The sequence below is a fragment of the Streptomyces sp. NPDC058239 genome, assembly GCF_042882185.1.
Lineage (GTDB): Bacteria > Actinomycetota > Actinomycetes > Streptomycetales > Streptomycetaceae > Streptomyces.
Window position 1 is genome coordinate 31,502 of sequence record NZ_JBHVWS010000035.1, and the last position, 15,080, is coordinate 46,581.

Consider the following 15,080-nt stretch of genomic DNA (forward strand, 5'->3'; position numbering starts at 1 on the left):
AGTGGGTACTTTCGATTGGTTAGTGCACCCCGTACAGTGAATCTGCGAGCCCAAACAAGGACCAGTGCCCCCAAAGAGGAGAAACCCCCCATGAGCATCGTTGTCACCGGAGCCACCGGAGAGCTCGGCCGTCTCGTCATCGACCAGTTGCTCACCGCCGTGCCCGCGAACGAGATCGCCGCCGTCGTCCGCAACGAGGAGAAGGCCGCTCCGCTCGCCGCGCGCGGCGTCGAGCTCCGCGTCGCCGACTACGACCGCCCCGAGTCCCTCAAGGACGTCTTCCGGGCCGGTGACCGCGTCCTGCTCATCTCCGGCAGCGAGGTCGGCAGGCGCATACCGCAGCACACCGCCGTCATCGACGCGGCCAAGGCGGCGGGCGTCGCGCAGCTCGCGTACACCGGTGTGCTGGGCGGCCCCGACGCCGACTTCAAGCTGGCCGACGAGCACAAGGTCACCGAGCAGCTGATCCTCGACTCCGGCCTGCCGCACACCTTCCTGCGCAACGGCTGGTACACCGAGAACTACACCGCCAACCTCGCCCCCGTCCTGGAGCACGGCGCCGTCGTCGCCAACGCGGGCGACGGACGGGTCGCCTCCGCCACCCGCGCCGACTACGCCGCCGCGGCAGCCGCCGTGCTGACCGGCGAGGGTCACATCGGCGCGGTCTACGAGCTGAGCGGCGATGTCGCCTGGTCGTTCGCGGACTACGCGGCCGAGGTCGCCAAGGCCACCGGCAAGGAGATCGTGCACAAGAACGTCCCGGCCGCCGTGCACCAGGAGATCCTGGTCGGCGCCGGCCTGCCCGAGGGTTTCGCGGCGATCCTGGTCGACGTCGACGCCGCGATCGAGCGCGGACTGCTCGCCGGCACGAGCGGCGACCTGGCCCGGCTGATCGGCCGGCCGACGACGCCGCTCGCCGAGACGGTGGCGGCGGCGGTGGCCGCGGCGTAACTCCGCCCCGTCACCGAGACGGCGGACGCGACGCAACTCCGCTCTCCCACATCCCGCGGGCCCCATGTCATGACCGTATGGCGATACGGCTATGACATGGGGCCCTCCCGGCGCTACCGTCGTGCAGTCGGCGGAGCAGTTGACACAGACATGCTGGGAGGGCCCGTGAAGGGAACAAATGAACAACGGGCCGGGCTGCTGTCCGGTATCGGTGCCTACGGCCTGTGGGGCATCGTCCCGCTGTTCTGGCCGCTGCTGAAGCCCGCCGGCGCGATCGAGATCCTCGCCCACCGCATGGTCTGGTCCCTCGGGGTCGTCGGCATCGCACTGCTGGTGCTGCGCCGCTGGTCCTGGATCGGTGAGCTGATACGGCAGCCGAAGAAGCTCGGCCTGATATCGGTCGCCGCGGCCGTGATCACGGTCAACTGGGGTCTGTACATCTGGTCGGTGAACAACGGCCATGTCGTCGAGGCCTCGCTCGGCTACTTCATCAATCCGCTGGTCACCATCGCCATGGGCGTTCTGCTCCTCGGTGAACGGCTGCGCCCCGCACAGTGGGTGGCGGTCGGCACCGGTGTCGCGGCGGTGCTCGTGCTGGCGATCGGTTACGGACAGCCGCCGTGGATCTCGTTGACGCTGGCGTTCTCCTTCGCGACATACGGCCTGGTGAAGAAGAAGGTCAACATGGGCGGCCTGGAGTCGCTCACCGCCGAGACCGCCGTACTGTTCATGCCCGCGCTCGGCTATCTGCTGTGGCTGGGCGCGCAGGGCGATGCGACATTCACCTCCGAGGGCCTCGGTCATTCGGCGCTGCTGGCCGCGACGGGTGTCGTCACAGCCACGCCGCTCGTCCTCTTCGGGGCGGCGGCCATCCGCGTACCGCTCTCCACGCTCGGCCTGCTGCAGTATCTGGCGCCGGTCTTCCAGTTCATCCTCGGCATCCTGTACTTCCACGAGGAGATGCCGCCGGAGCGGTGGGCCGGGTTCGCCCTGGTGTGGCTGGCGCTCACCCTGCTGACGTGGGACGCGTTCCGGACGGCGCGGCGGACGAGGGCGCAGGCGCAGACCCGTGCGGCGCACCTGACGGCGCAGCAGACACCACCGACGGCCGGGGATTCCGCTCCGTCATCCTCCGCCGCAACCCCGGCGAAGTGACCAGCGCCCCCGCCGCCACCAGGACGAGCAGCAGGACGCGGGCGCGGGCGGTCATGGTGTCCGGAACGTCCGGAACGTCCGGGGCGTCCGGGGCGCCGACAAGCGATCGCTGCTCGTCATCGCCCTGCTGGACCGGCGCAAGCTCCGCTTCACCCGCGCGCGCCGCCCACGACGCCCGCGAGGCCGTGGACGCACAGATTTAGTTACCGAGTTGCTTTATTGACTCGGTTGCGATTCCCTGGAGGCCCACGGAACCGCAACCGAGGAGCCTCCATGCCCGCATCCGCACCCACCACCCACGTGCTGATCGTCGGCTCGGGTCCGACCGGCCTGACCCTGGCCTGCGATCTGGCCCGGCGCTCCATCGACGTACGGATCATCGACAGGTCCCCCGAATTTCCGCGCAGTTCACGGGCCAAGGGCCCCAACTCCCGTTCCCTGGAGGTCCTGGAGGACCTCGGCGTCGTGGACAGGGTCCTGGCCGCGGGCTCGGCGCCGCTGCTCATGCGCAAGTACCGGAACGGGCTGCCGATCGCCGACACCGACCCGTTCGGGGCATCGCGCCCGACGCCGGACATCCCGTACGACCGGGGGTGCCTGATCGCCCAGTGGCGGCTGGAGGAGATCCTGCGGGACCGCCTGGCGGAGTACGGCGTACACGTCGAACTCGGCGCCGAAGCCGATCGGTTGACGGCGGGATCCGACTCCGTGACCGTCGGGCTCGCAGACGGCCGGAGCATCGGGGCGCGGTACGTGGTGGGCTGCGACGGCGGCCACAGCCCGGTGCGCAAGCTGCTCGGCGTCCGCTTCGAGGGGAAGACGACCGAGGAGCAGATGATGGTCTGCGGGGACGTGGAGGCGGACGGCCTCGACCGCGGCTACTGGCACCAGTGGTTCGACGAGGACGGCGCCGTGATGCTGTGCCCGATCCCGGGTACGCGCTCGGGCTGGTGGTTCCAGGCGGGGCCGGAGCGGGACCGGGCGGGAGACCCCGTACCGCCCTCGCTGGAGAGCTTCCGGAGGCTCTTCGCCAAGCACACCGGACTGCCGGGCACCCGCCTGACGCAGGCCACCCTGCTGTCCACGTACCGGGTCAACGAGCGCATGGCCGACCGCTACCGGGTGGGTCGCGTACTGCTGGCCGGGGACGCCGCGCATGTGCACTCCATCGCGGGCGGACTGGGCATGAACACCGGGATCCAGGACGCGTTCAACCTGGGCTGGAAGCTCGCCCGGGTCGTCGCCGGCCAGGCCGATCCCGGCCTGCTGGACACCTACGAGGAGGAGCGGCTGCCCGTGGCCGCCTGGGCGCTGGACATCAGCTCCGAGCGGCTGCGGGTCACGCTCGATGCGATCAGGAAGCCGGGCGGCGGCCTGGACTCGGCGGTCACCGGGGAGACCACGGGCCTCGGCCTGGACTACCGCTGGAGCTCACTTTCCCCCACAGGCTCCACCGCCCGCCTGCGAGCGGGCGACCGCGCCCCGGACGCCCCCTGCCGCGACGCCGGAACGGGCGCACCGACCCGGCTGTTCGAGGCATTCGCCGGACCGCACTTCACCCTGCTGGGCTTCGGCCCGGCCACGGCTGACGCGCTGCGGGCGACGGAAACGATGTACGGCGACGCGGTGCGGGCGTACGGGGTGGACGCGGAAGCACGGCACGGCCTGACCGACGACGCAGGCCACGCCCGCTCGGCGTACGGCATCGAAACGGGCTCCGACACCCTCGTCCTGGTCCGCCCGGACAACCACGTGGGGCTGATCGCGCCGGCCGACGACGGGCGGGCCGTCATGGACTATCTGGACCACCTGAGCGGTACGGCATTCAGGCGGCTTTGAGCGCGTCACAGTGGGCAATCCAGGAACTATCACATGCTTATATTTTTCTGACATGTTATGAGCCGATTTACGCGCACGTCCGGGAACTCCCGCGTGCTCCTGCGCACCGCCACCGCGGCCCTGTCCACACTGTCCTTCCTCGTCTGCGGAACCTCGCCCACCACGCACGCGGACGACAGCGTGGAGCAGGTCTACCCGTCCGGCCTCGATTCCCCGCGCTCCGGTGCGACGGTCGACGTCCGCCGCACCGATCGCACGATCGCCACGTACCGTGTCCACGCCATCGAGGAGTACCTGGAGAAACACTTCCCCAGCAGCCACGTCCACGGCCCCGCCAAGGACGCCCGGCTCCGCCTGCTCGCCTGAAGGCCCGTGCGACCGCAACGCGGGCGGCTACCGGTCGAACGCGGTGGCCCTCACCCGCCTGTCGTCCACCCGGACAACGGCGGGGTGAGTCAGCAGCCCCTGCGCAGCGGGGTGAAGGACAGCTTGCTGCCTTCCTCGATCTGCGTGGCCTTGTGGTAGACGGCCGATTCGACCTCGTACCAGACATCGTCCTTGGCGGAGTTGCCCCCGACATTGTCGAGTTCGACGCACCAGCGTGCCGGGCGCACGACGCGGGTGTAGCTCCTGGTGCCCTGCTGGACCTTCTTGCAGTCCTTGTAGGAGTCATCGGTGTACCAGGTCCGGGTTTTCCTGGTGCGGCCCTTGCCGGTGCTGGAGGTGTGCTTGACCTTCCTGACGCGCGTGGTGCAGCGCTCGACCATGCGTGGCCGGGTACCCGTGGCGGTCTTCCGCGTGATGTGTCGGACGTCGTCGCGCAGCCCTGAGACGGTGCGGTCGGGCGGGCTCGATACGGTTCCGTCGCGCAGCCCCGAGTCGGCGGGGCTGCCGGCGCCGACGGGTGCGGCCGAATCGCTGGGCGCGGCGGGGCTGCCGCAGGCGCTGAGCAGGGCGGCCAGGAGGACGGCGGCGAGGGCCGGGCCCACACGGATCCGGGCCGTGGAGGTCTTGGCGGAAGGTATGGACTGGCCGAGGCCGGGCGGGTTGGTCACAGGGCGCCTGTTCTGAACGGCGGGGCGGTGGGTGTTGTTGTCACCGCTGGCTGACCTGCGCGAAGGTACCTCACGGCCGACAGTGTCGGTGCAGTGGCCAACGACCTGGGCCACTGGGGCGGTGGCTGCGGGTCTCGCCCTCGACGCCGTCGGCCCTACGGTACGGAGCTCCCTTCTCCGCACATGGCTCGGCGTCCGGGCCGAGTCAGAGGCGTACGCCCGCCGGGCCGGTGATGAACTCCCCATGCCCGTCCGCCGCCTCGGTGCGCCGGTTCCGCCACCACGGCACGAGCTGAACGATTCCGAATGCCACCTCGACACCGAGGAACAACCACAACAGCTGCGTGGCGCCGTGGGCGAGCGCGTACGCCTGCCACGCCGCAAACAGTGTGCGCGCGATGCCGTCGAGCAGTCCGTGCACCGACAGCGGCCTGACGATGCGCAGGACGGCCCAGACGACCACGACCGAGCCCATCAGATTCGCGTACAGGGTCTGCACCGGGTCGAGTTCGGGCAGGACGCCCAGCCCCCATGCGTGACCCGCCGAAGACAGCGCATCGTGCACCAGCGCATACGTCCACGGTGTCGCGAATCCCGCCGTGACGACGAGGTCGTACCAGGCGCTCGCGCGTACGACGCGAAGATAGACGGGACGTGAGGGGGCTGGGATACGGATCACTTCGAGGCTCCTGCTGGTCTCGGGGCAGCGATGCGCCTCACGGTAAACAGTGGAGTACGCTCCAAGGTCAAGCCCAACGTCCGACGGAGGGTCATGCGTATCGGAGAGTTGGCCGCGCAGGCGGGCATGACCAGGGACGCCATCCGGTTCTATGAGAAGGTCGGCCTCGTCACCGGCCGGCGGCTGGCCAATGGCTACCGTGACTTCCCGCCCGAGACAGTGGCCTGGCTGCACTACGTCCGCACCGCGCAGACACTCGGATTCTCACTGGCGGAGATCGCGCGGCACGGCGAGGAACTACGCGAAGCACCGGACACCGCGGAAGCACTGTCCGCGCTGTTCGAGGAGAAGATCCAGGTCATCGACGCACGCATGACCGAACTCGCCACCCTGCGAACCGAACTCACCACGCGCGTCGGCACCGGTTGCCCATTGCGGACAGCCGACCGCCCCGCCCGCACACGAGGTTGAGCACATCGCGGGCCTGCCGGTGACTCTCCCGGACGAGGTCATCCCTGGCGACGGAGCGACCGCCGCGTTCGCACACGGTGCGGGGTGCCTCTGAGGTCCGGCTGAACGGCCGCAGGACAGCCGAGGCACGACATGAGTCCTCAGGCGGTCGTGGTGTGCCGGGCGCGGTGGGCCCGTACCTTGTGGAGGTTTCCGCAGCGCTCCATCGCGCACCAACGCCGTCTGCCCGGCCGCGAGGTGTCCACGAAGAGCAACTTGCAGCTGTCGGAGCCGCATTCGCGGATGCGGTCGGCGTACGGGCCGGTGAACAGCTCCACCGCGTCTCGGGCGACGGTCGACAGAAGGGCACTTCCGGTGGCGTCCGGGGCCCAGGCGAAGGTGCCGGAGTCCACGGCGATACGAGGGACGAGCGGGGGCTCGGCCGCCGCGGTGTTCACCGTGGTGAGGTCGGCCGGGGCCAGGGGGCGCCCTTGCGCACGGGCGGTGGCCAGGTTCCAGAGGGCGGCGCGCAACTCGTGGGCCCGCCGCAGCTCCTGTGTACTCACCGAAAGGGACAGGCCGTCCGGCAGCCGGCTCTCGCCTGCCCATCGCACCAGGTCGGCGGGGGTGTGCAGCACCTCGTACGCCGCGTAGCGCGCGTATCCGCCGGTGGGCAGCAACTCCAGGCACAGGGCGCCTGGATCGAAGCGATAGGGACGGCCTTCCCGCGGGCGGAGGGTCAGCCCCGGCGCGCCCATTGCCGACTCGGTCATGTAACCACTATAAACGGTTTCCATGACTCTGGACTGGAAACTCGTCATCGACTCGGCCGACCCGCACGCCCAGGCCGCCTTCTGGGGCGAGGCCCTCGGCTACCTGGCCGAGGACAACAGCGCGCTGGTCGAGCGGGTTCTCGGCCTCGGCGCGGCACCGGAAGAGGCGACGGTCCTGGTCGACGGCCGCCGCGCCTGGCGCGACCTCGTGGCCGTCCGGCACCCGGACGATCCCTACGACAAGGAGAGCGGAATCGGCCTCGGGCGACGGCTCCTGTTCCAGCGCGTACCGGAGGCCAAGACCGTCAAGAACCGGCTCCACCTGGACGTGCACGCAGGGCCGGAGCGACGCGAGGCAGAAGTGACACGGCTGGAGGGGCTGGGCGCGACGGTGCTCCGCAGGGTCGAGGAACCGGGCGGCACGTGGACCGTCCTCGCCGATCCCGAGGGCAATGAGTTCTGCGTGCAATAGCCTCGGCCGGTACTGCCGGTGCGGGGCTCCTCATTGCTGCCGGGCGCCGGGATCGCTCCTTGACCGGGCGCGGGAGGCCGGGCACGGCGGGCGGCTGTGCGGCGTGGATCCCGCGGCCGACCGCCGCCCGCTGACCGATACGAGCCCGGAGATCATCACGCCGGCACGAAGGGCATGGGGGATCCTTGATCCCTACTCGCGAGGAACCGGAGGAACCGGCGGCCATGGAACGTCGGCCAGCAAGGGAAGGATCTGCTCCTCCTCGTAGTCGAGGTGCGCGTTCAGCTCCGTCGACATCCGGGCCAACTCGGCGCGGAAGCGCTCGGGATCGGTGATGCCGATGCCCGCCAGCAGGGCCGCCAACTCGCCCTGGATGCGCGCGACCGTGCGGTGTTCGTCGGCGAGCCGGGCGAAGGTGTCGGTCAAGTGCGGGTGGTGGCGGGCGATTCCGGGGAACAGGTGCGCGTCCTCGCTGGTGTGGTGGAATTCCAGCGCGTTGCAGAACGCCAGGCAGCGCTGCCTGATCTGGAGTCCCAGACCCGGGGCCGGTGGTTCACCGGGGCCCCGGTGGGCCGCCCGTGCGGTGAAGTGGGCATCGGCCTCCGCCTTCACCTGGCGCAACTGGCCCCGCAACCAGGTGTGGACCTCCATGAGCTTGTCGGCAAGGCTGTTGACCTCGCCGGGAGCCTCCCAGCCGTCGGGCTCGGCGCGCTCCAGGACCACGACCGGCAGGGGCCGGACGGTCCGTGCCTGGTAATCGCCGTAACCGGGGGCCGCTTTCACGGCGTGCTCGAACAGTTCCTCGCGCCGCGCCCCTTCGGTGGGGACCGCGAGGGCCTGGAACGTACGAGTGCCGAGCTCCACCCGTACCACGGGGTGGGCGAGCAGGTTGTGGTACCAGTCGGGGTGGGTCGGAGCACCGAGGTTGGAGCCGACGATCAGCAGCGAGTCGCCGTGGCGGACGTAACCGAGAGGGGTGGTGGTCTCCTTCCCCGACTTCGCGCCGGTGGTCGTCAGCAGGAGGAGGTCGCCGCCCTCGAAGGGGCCACCGACCTTTCCTCCGTTGGCGCGGAACTCCTCGATGACCGATCGGTTGAAGGACGTGGGCATACGGGTCTGTGTCTCCGTAGGTCGCAGGCGCGGCCGTAGCCGCGTTGAGCTGAGGGAATGAGTGATCGCGGTGCGCATCCGGGCGCCGGTTTCGCGCAGCGCGGTGCGAACGGCACGCAGGACGGTGCGCAGCGCCGGAAGGTGTGAAAGGCGGACGAGGGCGCGCGGATGTCGCGCTGTCGCTACGTCAGATGCAGGGCGCGGAGTATGAACTCATCACGGACCCCTTGGAAGAAGGGTGTTCGCCCGACCACCGGCCGGCCCACTGCTCCTTGGCCGGCGTCACGCGACACCGGTCTCATTACACGCAGTCGGCCATCGCCTGTCAACGCCGAAGTGCGCGCACCCGGGCGGACCTTAGGCTTGATCCATGCCCATCCCACCCGCATATGCCCTCGTCGCCACGGACCTGGACGGCACTCTGCTGCGCCGCGACGACACCGTGAGCCCCCGCACCCGCGCCGCGCTCGCCCTGGCCGCACGGGCCGGGGCGCGGCATCTCGTGGTCACCGGGCGGCCCGTGCCCGGCATACGGGGGCTGCTCGACGAGCTGGGCTACCGGGGGCCGGTGGTCTGCGGGCAGGGGACTCAGCTGTACGACGCCGGGTCCGGGCGGATGGTACGCACGCTCCCCCTGGACCGGGAGGCGGCCGACACCGCACTCGGCAAGATCGAGGCTCAGGTGGGACCGGTCCACGCGGCCGTGGACCAGGACGGGGCCGAGGGCCGGACACTGATCGAGCCGGGGTATCTGATGCCCCACCCCACGCTTCCCGCCCAACGGACGCGCCATCGCCACGAGTTGTGGTCCGCACCCGTCATCAAGGTCCTCATCCGGCATCCGGAGCTCACGGACGACGCGCTGGCCGAGGCGGCCCGTACGGCAGTCGGCGATCTCGCCTCCGTCACGCTCTCCGGCCCCGGCACCGTCGAACTGCAGCCGTACGGCGTCGACAAGGGCAGCGGGCTCGCGCTGGCGGCCGAGTTCCTGGGCGTGGACGCGCGCACCACGATCGCCTTCGGGGACATGCCCAACGACCTGCCGATGTTCCGCACGGCCGGTCACGGCGTCGCCATGGCCAACGCCCATCCGGACCTTCGGGCCGCGGCGGACGAGGTGACGTCGTCGAACGAGCGCGACGGGGTGGCGGAGGTGCTGGAGCGGGTGTACGGATCTCGTTGATCGTTGTTTCTCAGCCGTTCCCGCCCTCCGGCGGGTGCACCTCCGGCACATCCGGCACCCCCAGCGCCCGCAGCACATGCGCGACCAGTGCCGCGATCGTCTCCTCGTCCTGCACCGGCTTGCGCAGCACATGGCGGTAGTACACCGGCCCGTACAGCATCTCCACCGCCAGCGGAAGATCGGCGCCCGGTGGGATCTGGCCCTGCTCCTGGGCCCGGCGCAGGCGGGCGACCGCCTCGTTGAAGCGGGGGTCGATCAGCTTCGTTCTGACTGTTTCCGCGAGTGCGTCGTCGTGGTGGACCTCGGAGAGAATCCCGGCGTACGCGGGGCCGTAGGGCGGTGTGGAGAGCAGCTTCACCGCGCCCATCACATTGGCGCGCAGATCGGCGGCGATGTCGCCGGTGTCGACGAACGGTGTCGTGCCGACCAGCGCGTCGGTGAACGCCTCCAGCATCACCGCGCTCTTTGACGGCCACCAACGGTAGATCGTCTTCTTGCTGACACCCGCTCTGGCCGCGATGGCCTCGACCGTGACCCGGCCGTACCCCTTCTCCGTACACAGTTCGAGGGCGGCTTCCAGGATCGCCCGTCGTGACCTCTCGCTGCGACGCAGCGAACTCGGCGATGTGATCATTCGGTGAGCATAGGTGTATTTGAGCCAATCCTTGTTGACAGCCCGTCGCCAGAAGTCGAACAATACTGAGGCGGAAACGGAACGTGCCGTGTCGTATCGTTCCTGCTGTTCGCACCGTTCGTGCCGTTCGTGCCGCGACGAGCCGATCGGGGGACGGCTCGCCCGGCCGACGGCACGAGTGCGAAGCGCCGTGCGTCAGGCAGTGATGTCCTTCGCCGTGAAGCGGGCCCAGGCCGCCGACCCGAACACCGCCGCGTACAAGCCCTGCAGTCCCAGGTTCTTGACCACCTCGTCCCAGTACACGGGGTCGCGCAGCAGGTCCGCGTACGACATCCAGTAGTGCGGGAAGAGATACGGATGGATACCGCTCAGCTGCGGAATCGTGTCCACGATCTGCACGGTGATCAGCATCCCGACAGTGGCGGCCATGGCCGCGATCCCGCTGCTGGTGAGGGTCGAGATGAACAGGCCGATCGCCGCGAATCCGATCAGTGACGCCGCGACCACCACCGCGATCAGTCCGGCCCGCAGCAGCCCTTCGCCGAACCCGATCCGGGTGCCCGAGATGGTGGTGACCTCACCCACCGGGAACAGCAGCGCGCCGACGGCGAGCGCCGAGAGGGCCACGACCAGGGTCGCGACCAGGCAGAACGTGAGGACTGAGGCGTACTTCGTCAGCAGCAGCCGGGTCCGGCCCGCCGGGGCGACCAGCAGATAGCGCAGGGTGCCGGCGTTGGCCTCGCCCGCGATCGAGTCGCCCGCGACGACCCCGACGGCCATCGGGAGGAAGACCGGGAGCGTCACGGCAAGGGCCGCGAAGACCAGGAACAGGCCGTTGTTGGTGACCTGGGAGAGGAAAGCGGGGCCTCCTCCTCCACCGCCCGGTCCGGGCGAGGAACCATGGTTCGTCTCCATCTTCACCGCGATCCCGATCAGCACGGGAACGGCGGCCAGCACCCCGAGCAGCGCGAGGGTGCGCCAGCGGCGGAGTGTGGTGGTCAGTTCGGAGCGGAGGATTCCGAAGGTCCACAGCGGATTGCGCACCCTGCGCGCCCCTACGATTCCGGCTTCAGCCTGCGACATCGAAACCCTCTCCGGTGAGTGCGACAAAGGCGTCCTCCAACGAGGCCCGTTCGACGCCGAAGGACCGCAGGCGTACGTCGGCGTGCACCAGCGCCGCGCTGAGGTCCGCGAGTTCGATGCCGACCGGCGGGGCCTCGGCGCTCACCCGGTCGCCGTCGACCGTGATACCGGTGACGCCCAGTTCCTTGAGCACGCGGGCGGCTTCACCCGGGTCGGGGGTGGTGACGGCCAGCCGGCCGCGCGTCCCGGCCGCCAGATCCGCGACCGGGCCCTGGGTGATCAGCCGGCCCCTGGCCATCACCGCGGCATGTGTGCAGACCTGCTCGATCTCGTCGAGGAGGTGGGAGGAGAGGAAGACGGTGGTGCCCTCCGCCGCCAGTTCCCTGACCAGGGCGCGGATCTCGCGCATGCCCTGCGGGTCCAGGCCGTTGGTCGGCTCGTCCAGGACGAGCAGGCGGCGCGGCTGGAGCAGGGCGGCGGCGAGACCGAGGCGCTGCTTCATGCCGAGCGAGTACGCCTTGGCCTTCTTGCCGGCCGCCGCGGACAGCCCGACCCGGTCCAGGGCCTGCCCGACCCGGGCCCGGCGGGTGCGCGGATCGGCGGTGGGGTCGGCGGAGTCGTAGCGCAGCAGATTGTCCCGGCCGCTCAGGAAGCCGTACAGCGCGGGCCCCTCGATCAAGGCTCCGACCTGCGGGAGCACGGCGCGGGACGCGCCCGGCATGGGGTGGCCGAGGACCTGCGCGGTGCCGGAGGTCGGGTCGATCAGACCCATCAGCATCCGGATGGTCGTGGTCTTCCCTGAGCCGTTGGGGCCGAGGAATCCGAAGACACTGCCGCCGGGAACACTGAGGTCGAGGCCGTCGACGGCGAGTTGGCCGCCGCGGTACCGCTTGGTGAGGCCCCGTGTCTCGATGACGGCCCCGGGGTCTGTCACCGCCCTCGGCTCGGTCACGGTCCCAGGCTCTGTCATGCGTACTCCCCATGGGTCGGGTAGGGCCTGTCCGGCGTACCGGAGCCGGACAGCGCCCGAGCGGACCGCCCCGCCGCACGGAGAGTACGGCGGGGCGGTCGGCCGGGTCGCAGGAAGCGCGACGCGCCCCGGCGTCAGGCGGCGTTGTCAGCCGCCTTGACCAGCGCGTCCGACGTGACCGCGCCGACGTACACCTTGCCGTCGTCCGTCATCAGCGCGTTGACCAGGCGGGTCTTGAAGACCGTGCCCGAGCCGAACTTGCCGGAGACCTTGTCGCCCAGCGAGTCCAGGAACTGCTGCGCCTCGGCCGGTACGTCACCCGACGCCTTCGTGGGGAGTCCGGTGCCGCCCGGGGTCCTGATCTCGGCGATCGCGTTCCAGCCCTCGCCGATGACCCTCGTGTCCTTGGAGCCCTGGCCCCCGGCGCCCAGTTCCTCGGCGCCCGGGAACATGCCCAGGCCCCCTGCCCCGTCGGCCTTCTGCTCCGCCTTCGCGTCGTCGGCCTCGGTCACCTCGGCGCCCTTGGGCGGGGTGAACGTGAACGAGGAGGCGGCCGGCTTCGCGAAATCGACCTTGGTGAATCCGGCATCGACGACGGCCTTGCCACCGCTGCTCGGAAGCAGCGTGAACTTCAGCGGCACACCGTTCTTCGCGTCGACCGCGACCGTGACCGAGCCGATCGTGGAGCCGCTCTGCCTGGGCTTGATGAGCAGCTTGTACGCGTCACGTCCGGCGACCTGCGCCGTGCCGTCGACCGTCACCGATGTGGTGGGGCCCGCAGTCTTCAGGACCTGTTCGGCGAGCGCCTTCGGCGTGGTCGGCACGCCCTCGGGAGCCTGGGCCGGGTGCCCGGACTTCTTCCCGCTCCGGTCCTCGGTGGCGTGGTAGGCCTGGTTGGTCCCGCTGTCGTACGCCCAGACCTGATCACCGTTGTGGATCAGGCTGTACTCCGCCGCGTTCTCCAGGATCGACAACCGCTGCTTGTCGGGGCCGTCGGCGGCCACCCGCAGGGTGTGCGTGCCGGACGCCAGCTCCGTCATCTTCGTCTGCGGGTCGGCGGTCGAATCACCCTTGGCGCTGCCGGCGTCGCCTTGGCTGCCGCCCGGGGCGAAGGAGCCGGCCAGACCGCCGAGCGACGGGATGCCGAGGTCCGTGCTGATCTTCACCGTGCCGGAGAGCTGCTGGGTGTCCGAAGCTGCGATCTTCTCGATGAGCTGCTGTGCGGTGATCTTCGGCAGATCGGGGTCACCGGTGCTCGCGAGCGCCGGGACGAGCCCGATCGTCGCGGCCGCCACTCCCGCCACCGCGACCGGGACGATGTAGCGCGCCGCCTTTCGACGGCCGACGGCGGTGCCCCTGGTCCCACCGTTGATCTCTACGCTGTCGTTCGGTGCCATGTGTGCCCTACCTCCGTGGTCGGCGGCTTCCGTCCGGATGCACTCGTCCACTCCGTGCCGCCATTCTCACCGATTTGTTCAGGAGTGGTTGTTCTCCATCTGACCAAAACGGCGGTGCGAAATCGTCACTCCCGGGGAGCAACTCCGCCTACCTCTTCGGTATGACGCCACACGCCTGGGTGCCCGCCGTCCCGTAGGGGGTGGCCACCCGAACGGGCTCAGCCCGCCCGGTGCACCACCGTGTCGCACAGCTCCTCCAGCGCGGCCTTCGCGTAGCCCTCGGGCAGCGGCGCCAGCGTCGTGCGCGCCTCCTGGGCGTACCGGATGGCGTCCCGTCGGGCCTGCTCCAGCGCCGGGTGCACGCGCAGCCTGTGCAGCGCCTCGGCATGCCGGGAGTCGTCGCTCAGGTCGCCGTCGAGCAGCTCGACGAGTTCCAGGTCGTCCGGCTTTCCCTCGGCCGCGGCCCGGGCCCGCAGATGGAGCACGGGGAGCGTCGGGATGCCTTCGCGCAGGTCGGTGCCCGGGGTCTTGCCGGACTCATGGGAGTCGGAGGCGATGTCGAGCACGTCGTCGGCGAGCTGGAAGGCCACGCCGAGCCGCTCCCCGTACTGGGTGAGGATGTCGACGGCCGACTCGTCCGCGCCGGCCATCATCGCGCCGAACCGGCATGCCACGGCGATCAGCGAGCCGGTCTTGCCGCGCATCACTTCGAGGTAGTGCTCGACCGGGTCGCGCCCGTCGCCCGGGCCCGCGGTCTCCAGGATCTGGCCGGTGACCAGCCGCTCGAACGCCTCCGCCTGGATGCGTACGGCCTCCGGACCGAGGTCGGCCAGTATGTGCGAGGCGCGGGCGAAGAGGAAGTCGCCGGTCAGGACGGCCACCGAGTTGCCCCAGCGGGTGTTGGCGCTGTCCACACCGCGGCGTACGTCCGCCTCGTCCATCACGTCGTCGTGGTAGAGCGTCGCGAGATGGGTCAGCTCGACGACGACGGCGGCGGGCACGACACCCGGCGCGTCGGGATCGCCGAACCGGGCGGCCAGCATGGCCAGCAGCGGCCGGAATCGCTTGCCCCCGGCGCGCACGAGATGCTGCGCGGCCTCCGTGATGAAGGGCACGCCGCTCTTGGTGGCATCGAGCAGCCCCGACTCGACAGCAGCCAAACCGGCCTGGACATCGGCTTCAAGAGCGTGGTCCCGCACGCTCAGTCCGAACGGCCCGACGACGGTCACGAGGGGATCTCCTGTCTGCTGACGATCACACGGAATGTCGATGTGTCGCTGTCCTCACTCAAGTCAGCGTATCCGGTCCCCTTTCGATCACCGTGGGCGC

At 70.1% G+C, this 15,080-nt stretch carries 16 protein-coding genes; 7 read left to right on the forward strand and 9 right to left on the reverse strand.

Annotated elements, in window-relative coordinates; genetic code table 11:
- The first annotated feature begins 90 nt into the window (after positions 1-90).
- From ACFVYE_RS30330 to ACFVYE_RS30345, 4 genes are all read left to right on the forward strand, one after another.
- On the forward strand, positions 91-951 hold the full coding sequence (locus ACFVYE_RS30330; RefSeq protein ID WP_383975759.1) for an SDR family oxidoreductase: 861 nt from the start codon (positions 91-93) through the stop codon (positions 949-951).
- Positions 952-1,116: 165 nt separating this feature from the next.
- Positions 1,117-2,106, forward strand: coding sequence for an EamA family transporter RarD (gene rarD / locus ACFVYE_RS30335; protein ID WP_383975758.1), 990 nt, complete (start codon positions 1,117-1,119; stop codon positions 2,104-2,106).
- A gap of 273 nt (positions 2,107-2,379) precedes the next feature.
- Positions 2,380-3,945, forward strand: coding sequence for an FAD-dependent monooxygenase (locus ACFVYE_RS30340; protein WP_389607751.1), 1,566 nt, complete (start codon positions 2,380-2,382; stop codon positions 3,943-3,945).
- 93 nt (positions 3,946-4,038) lie between these two features.
- Positions 4,039-4,311 carry a hypothetical protein gene (locus ACFVYE_RS30345; protein ID WP_383975754.1) on the forward strand — a complete coding sequence of 91 codons (273 nt, stop codon included), beginning with the start codon at positions 4,039-4,041 and terminating at the stop codon, positions 4,309-4,311.
- An 89-nt stretch (positions 4,312-4,400) separates the two neighbouring features.
- Here ACFVYE_RS30345 and ACFVYE_RS30350 read toward each other — a convergent pair whose 3' ends face one another.
- The gene (locus tag ACFVYE_RS30350; RefSeq protein ID WP_389607752.1) at positions 4,401-5,000 is read right to left on the reverse strand and encodes a hypothetical protein; all 600 of its coding nucleotides are present in this window, start codon (positions 4,998-5,000) and stop codon (positions 4,401-4,403) included.
- 205 nt (positions 5,001-5,205) lie between these two features.
- A complete protein-coding gene (locus ACFVYE_RS30355; RefSeq protein WP_389607753.1) occupies positions 5,206-5,679 on the reverse strand; it encodes a hypothetical protein in 474 nt (157 codons plus the stop codon).
- Positions 5,680-5,772: 93 nt separating this feature from the next.
- On the opposite strand from ACFVYE_RS30355, the gene ACFVYE_RS30360 reads away from it, so the two are divergent.
- Positions 5,773-6,150, forward strand: coding sequence for a MerR family transcriptional regulator (locus ACFVYE_RS30360; RefSeq protein WP_389607754.1), 378 nt, complete (start codon positions 5,773-5,775; stop codon positions 6,148-6,150).
- A gap of 140 nt (positions 6,151-6,290) precedes the next feature.
- On the opposite strand, the gene ACFVYE_RS30365 is transcribed toward ACFVYE_RS30360, so the two are convergent.
- On the reverse strand, positions 6,291-6,902 hold the full coding sequence (locus ACFVYE_RS30365; protein ID WP_383975747.1) for a CGNR zinc finger domain-containing protein: 612 nt from the start codon (positions 6,900-6,902) through the stop codon (positions 6,291-6,293).
- A 22-nt stretch (positions 6,903-6,924) separates the two neighbouring features.
- Between ACFVYE_RS30365 and ACFVYE_RS30370 the strand changes: the two genes are divergently transcribed.
- Complete coding sequence (locus ACFVYE_RS30370) at positions 6,925-7,374, forward strand: VOC family protein (protein WP_383975745.1); 450 nt, start codon at positions 6,925-6,927, stop codon at positions 7,372-7,374.
- Between the two features lie 192 nt (positions 7,375-7,566).
- On the opposite strand, the gene ACFVYE_RS30375 is transcribed toward ACFVYE_RS30370, so the two are convergent.
- Complete coding sequence (locus ACFVYE_RS30375) at positions 7,567-8,484, reverse strand: nitroreductase/quinone reductase family protein (protein WP_389607755.1); 918 nt, start codon at positions 8,482-8,484, stop codon at positions 7,567-7,569.
- Between the two features lie 370 nt (positions 8,485-8,854).
- Here ACFVYE_RS30375 and ACFVYE_RS30380 point away from each other — a divergent pair, with 370 nt between their 5' ends.
- Complete coding sequence (locus tag ACFVYE_RS30380; RefSeq protein WP_383968419.1) at positions 8,855-9,667, forward strand: HAD family hydrolase; 813 nt, start codon at positions 8,855-8,857, stop codon at positions 9,665-9,667.
- 10 nt (positions 9,668-9,677) lie between these two features.
- Here the strand turns inward: ACFVYE_RS30380 and ACFVYE_RS30385 are convergent, their stop codons facing one another.
- The 5 genes from ACFVYE_RS30385 to ACFVYE_RS30405 form a co-directional block, all read right to left on the reverse strand.
- Positions 9,678-10,301 carry a TetR/AcrR family transcriptional regulator gene (locus tag ACFVYE_RS30385; RefSeq protein ID WP_383968416.1) on the reverse strand — a complete coding sequence of 208 codons (624 nt, stop codon included), beginning with the start codon at positions 10,299-10,301 and terminating at the stop codon, positions 9,678-9,680.
- A gap of 195 nt (positions 10,302-10,496) precedes the next feature.
- The gene (locus tag ACFVYE_RS30390) at positions 10,497-11,384 is read right to left on the reverse strand and encodes an ABC transporter permease (RefSeq protein WP_383968414.1); all 888 of its coding nucleotides are present in this window, start codon (positions 11,382-11,384) and stop codon (positions 10,497-10,499) included.
- Entirely contained in the window at positions 11,371-12,354 is a 984-nt protein-coding gene (locus tag ACFVYE_RS30395; RefSeq protein ID WP_383968411.1) for an ATP-binding cassette domain-containing protein, read from the reverse strand. Before ACFVYE_RS30395 ends, ACFVYE_RS30390 begins: the two co-directional genes overlap by 14 nt.
- Positions 12,355-12,488: 134 nt before the next feature.
- The gene (locus ACFVYE_RS30400) at positions 12,489-13,751 is read right to left on the reverse strand and encodes an outer membrane lipoprotein carrier protein LolA (RefSeq protein ID WP_389607756.1); all 1,263 of its coding nucleotides are present in this window, start codon (positions 13,749-13,751) and stop codon (positions 12,489-12,491) included.
- Between the two features lie 218 nt (positions 13,752-13,969).
- Positions 13,970-14,980 (reverse strand): polyprenyl synthetase family protein, encoded by a 1,011-nt coding sequence (locus ACFVYE_RS30405; RefSeq protein WP_383968406.1) that lies wholly within the window; start codon positions 14,978-14,980, stop codon positions 13,970-13,972.
- Positions 14,981-15,080: the final 100 nt, after the last annotated feature.

Coding starts and splice junctions, on each gene's coding strand:
- ACFVYE_RS30370 (WP_383975745.1), top strand. CDS start 6,925: ATGACTCTGGACTGGAAACTCGTCATCGACTCGGCCGACCCGCACGCC.
- ACFVYE_RS30360 (WP_389607754.1), top strand. CDS start 5,773: ATGCGTATCGGAGAGTTGGCCGCGCAGGCGGGCATGACCAGGGACGCC.
- ACFVYE_RS30340 (WP_389607751.1), top strand. CDS start 2,380: ATGCCCGCATCCGCACCCACCACCCACGTGCTGATCGTCGGCTCGGGT.
- ACFVYE_RS30385 (WP_383968416.1), bottom strand. CDS start 10,301: ATGATCACATCGCCGAGTTCGCTGCGTCGCAGCGAGAGGTCACGACGG.
- ACFVYE_RS30395 (WP_383968411.1), bottom strand. CDS start 12,354: ATGACAGAGCCTGGGACCGTGACCGAGCCGAGGGCGGTGACAGACCCC.
- ACFVYE_RS30330 (WP_383975759.1), top strand. CDS start 91: ATGAGCATCGTTGTCACCGGAGCCACCGGAGAGCTCGGCCGTCTCGTC.
- ACFVYE_RS30380 (WP_383968419.1), top strand. CDS start 8,855: ATGCCCATCCCACCCGCATATGCCCTCGTCGCCACGGACCTGGACGGC.
- ACFVYE_RS30390 (WP_383968414.1), bottom strand. CDS start 11,384: ATGTCGCAGGCTGAAGCCGGAATCGTAGGGGCGCGCAGGGTGCGCAAT.
- ACFVYE_RS30375 (WP_389607755.1), bottom strand. CDS start 8,484: ATGCCCACGTCCTTCAACCGATCGGTCATCGAGGAGTTCCGCGCCAAC.
- ACFVYE_RS30365 (WP_383975747.1), bottom strand. CDS start 6,902: ATGACCGAGTCGGCAATGGGCGCGCCGGGGCTGACCCTCCGCCCGCGG.
- ACFVYE_RS30400 (WP_389607756.1), bottom strand. CDS start 13,751: ATGGCACCGAACGACAGCGTAGAGATCAACGGTGGGACCAGGGGCACC.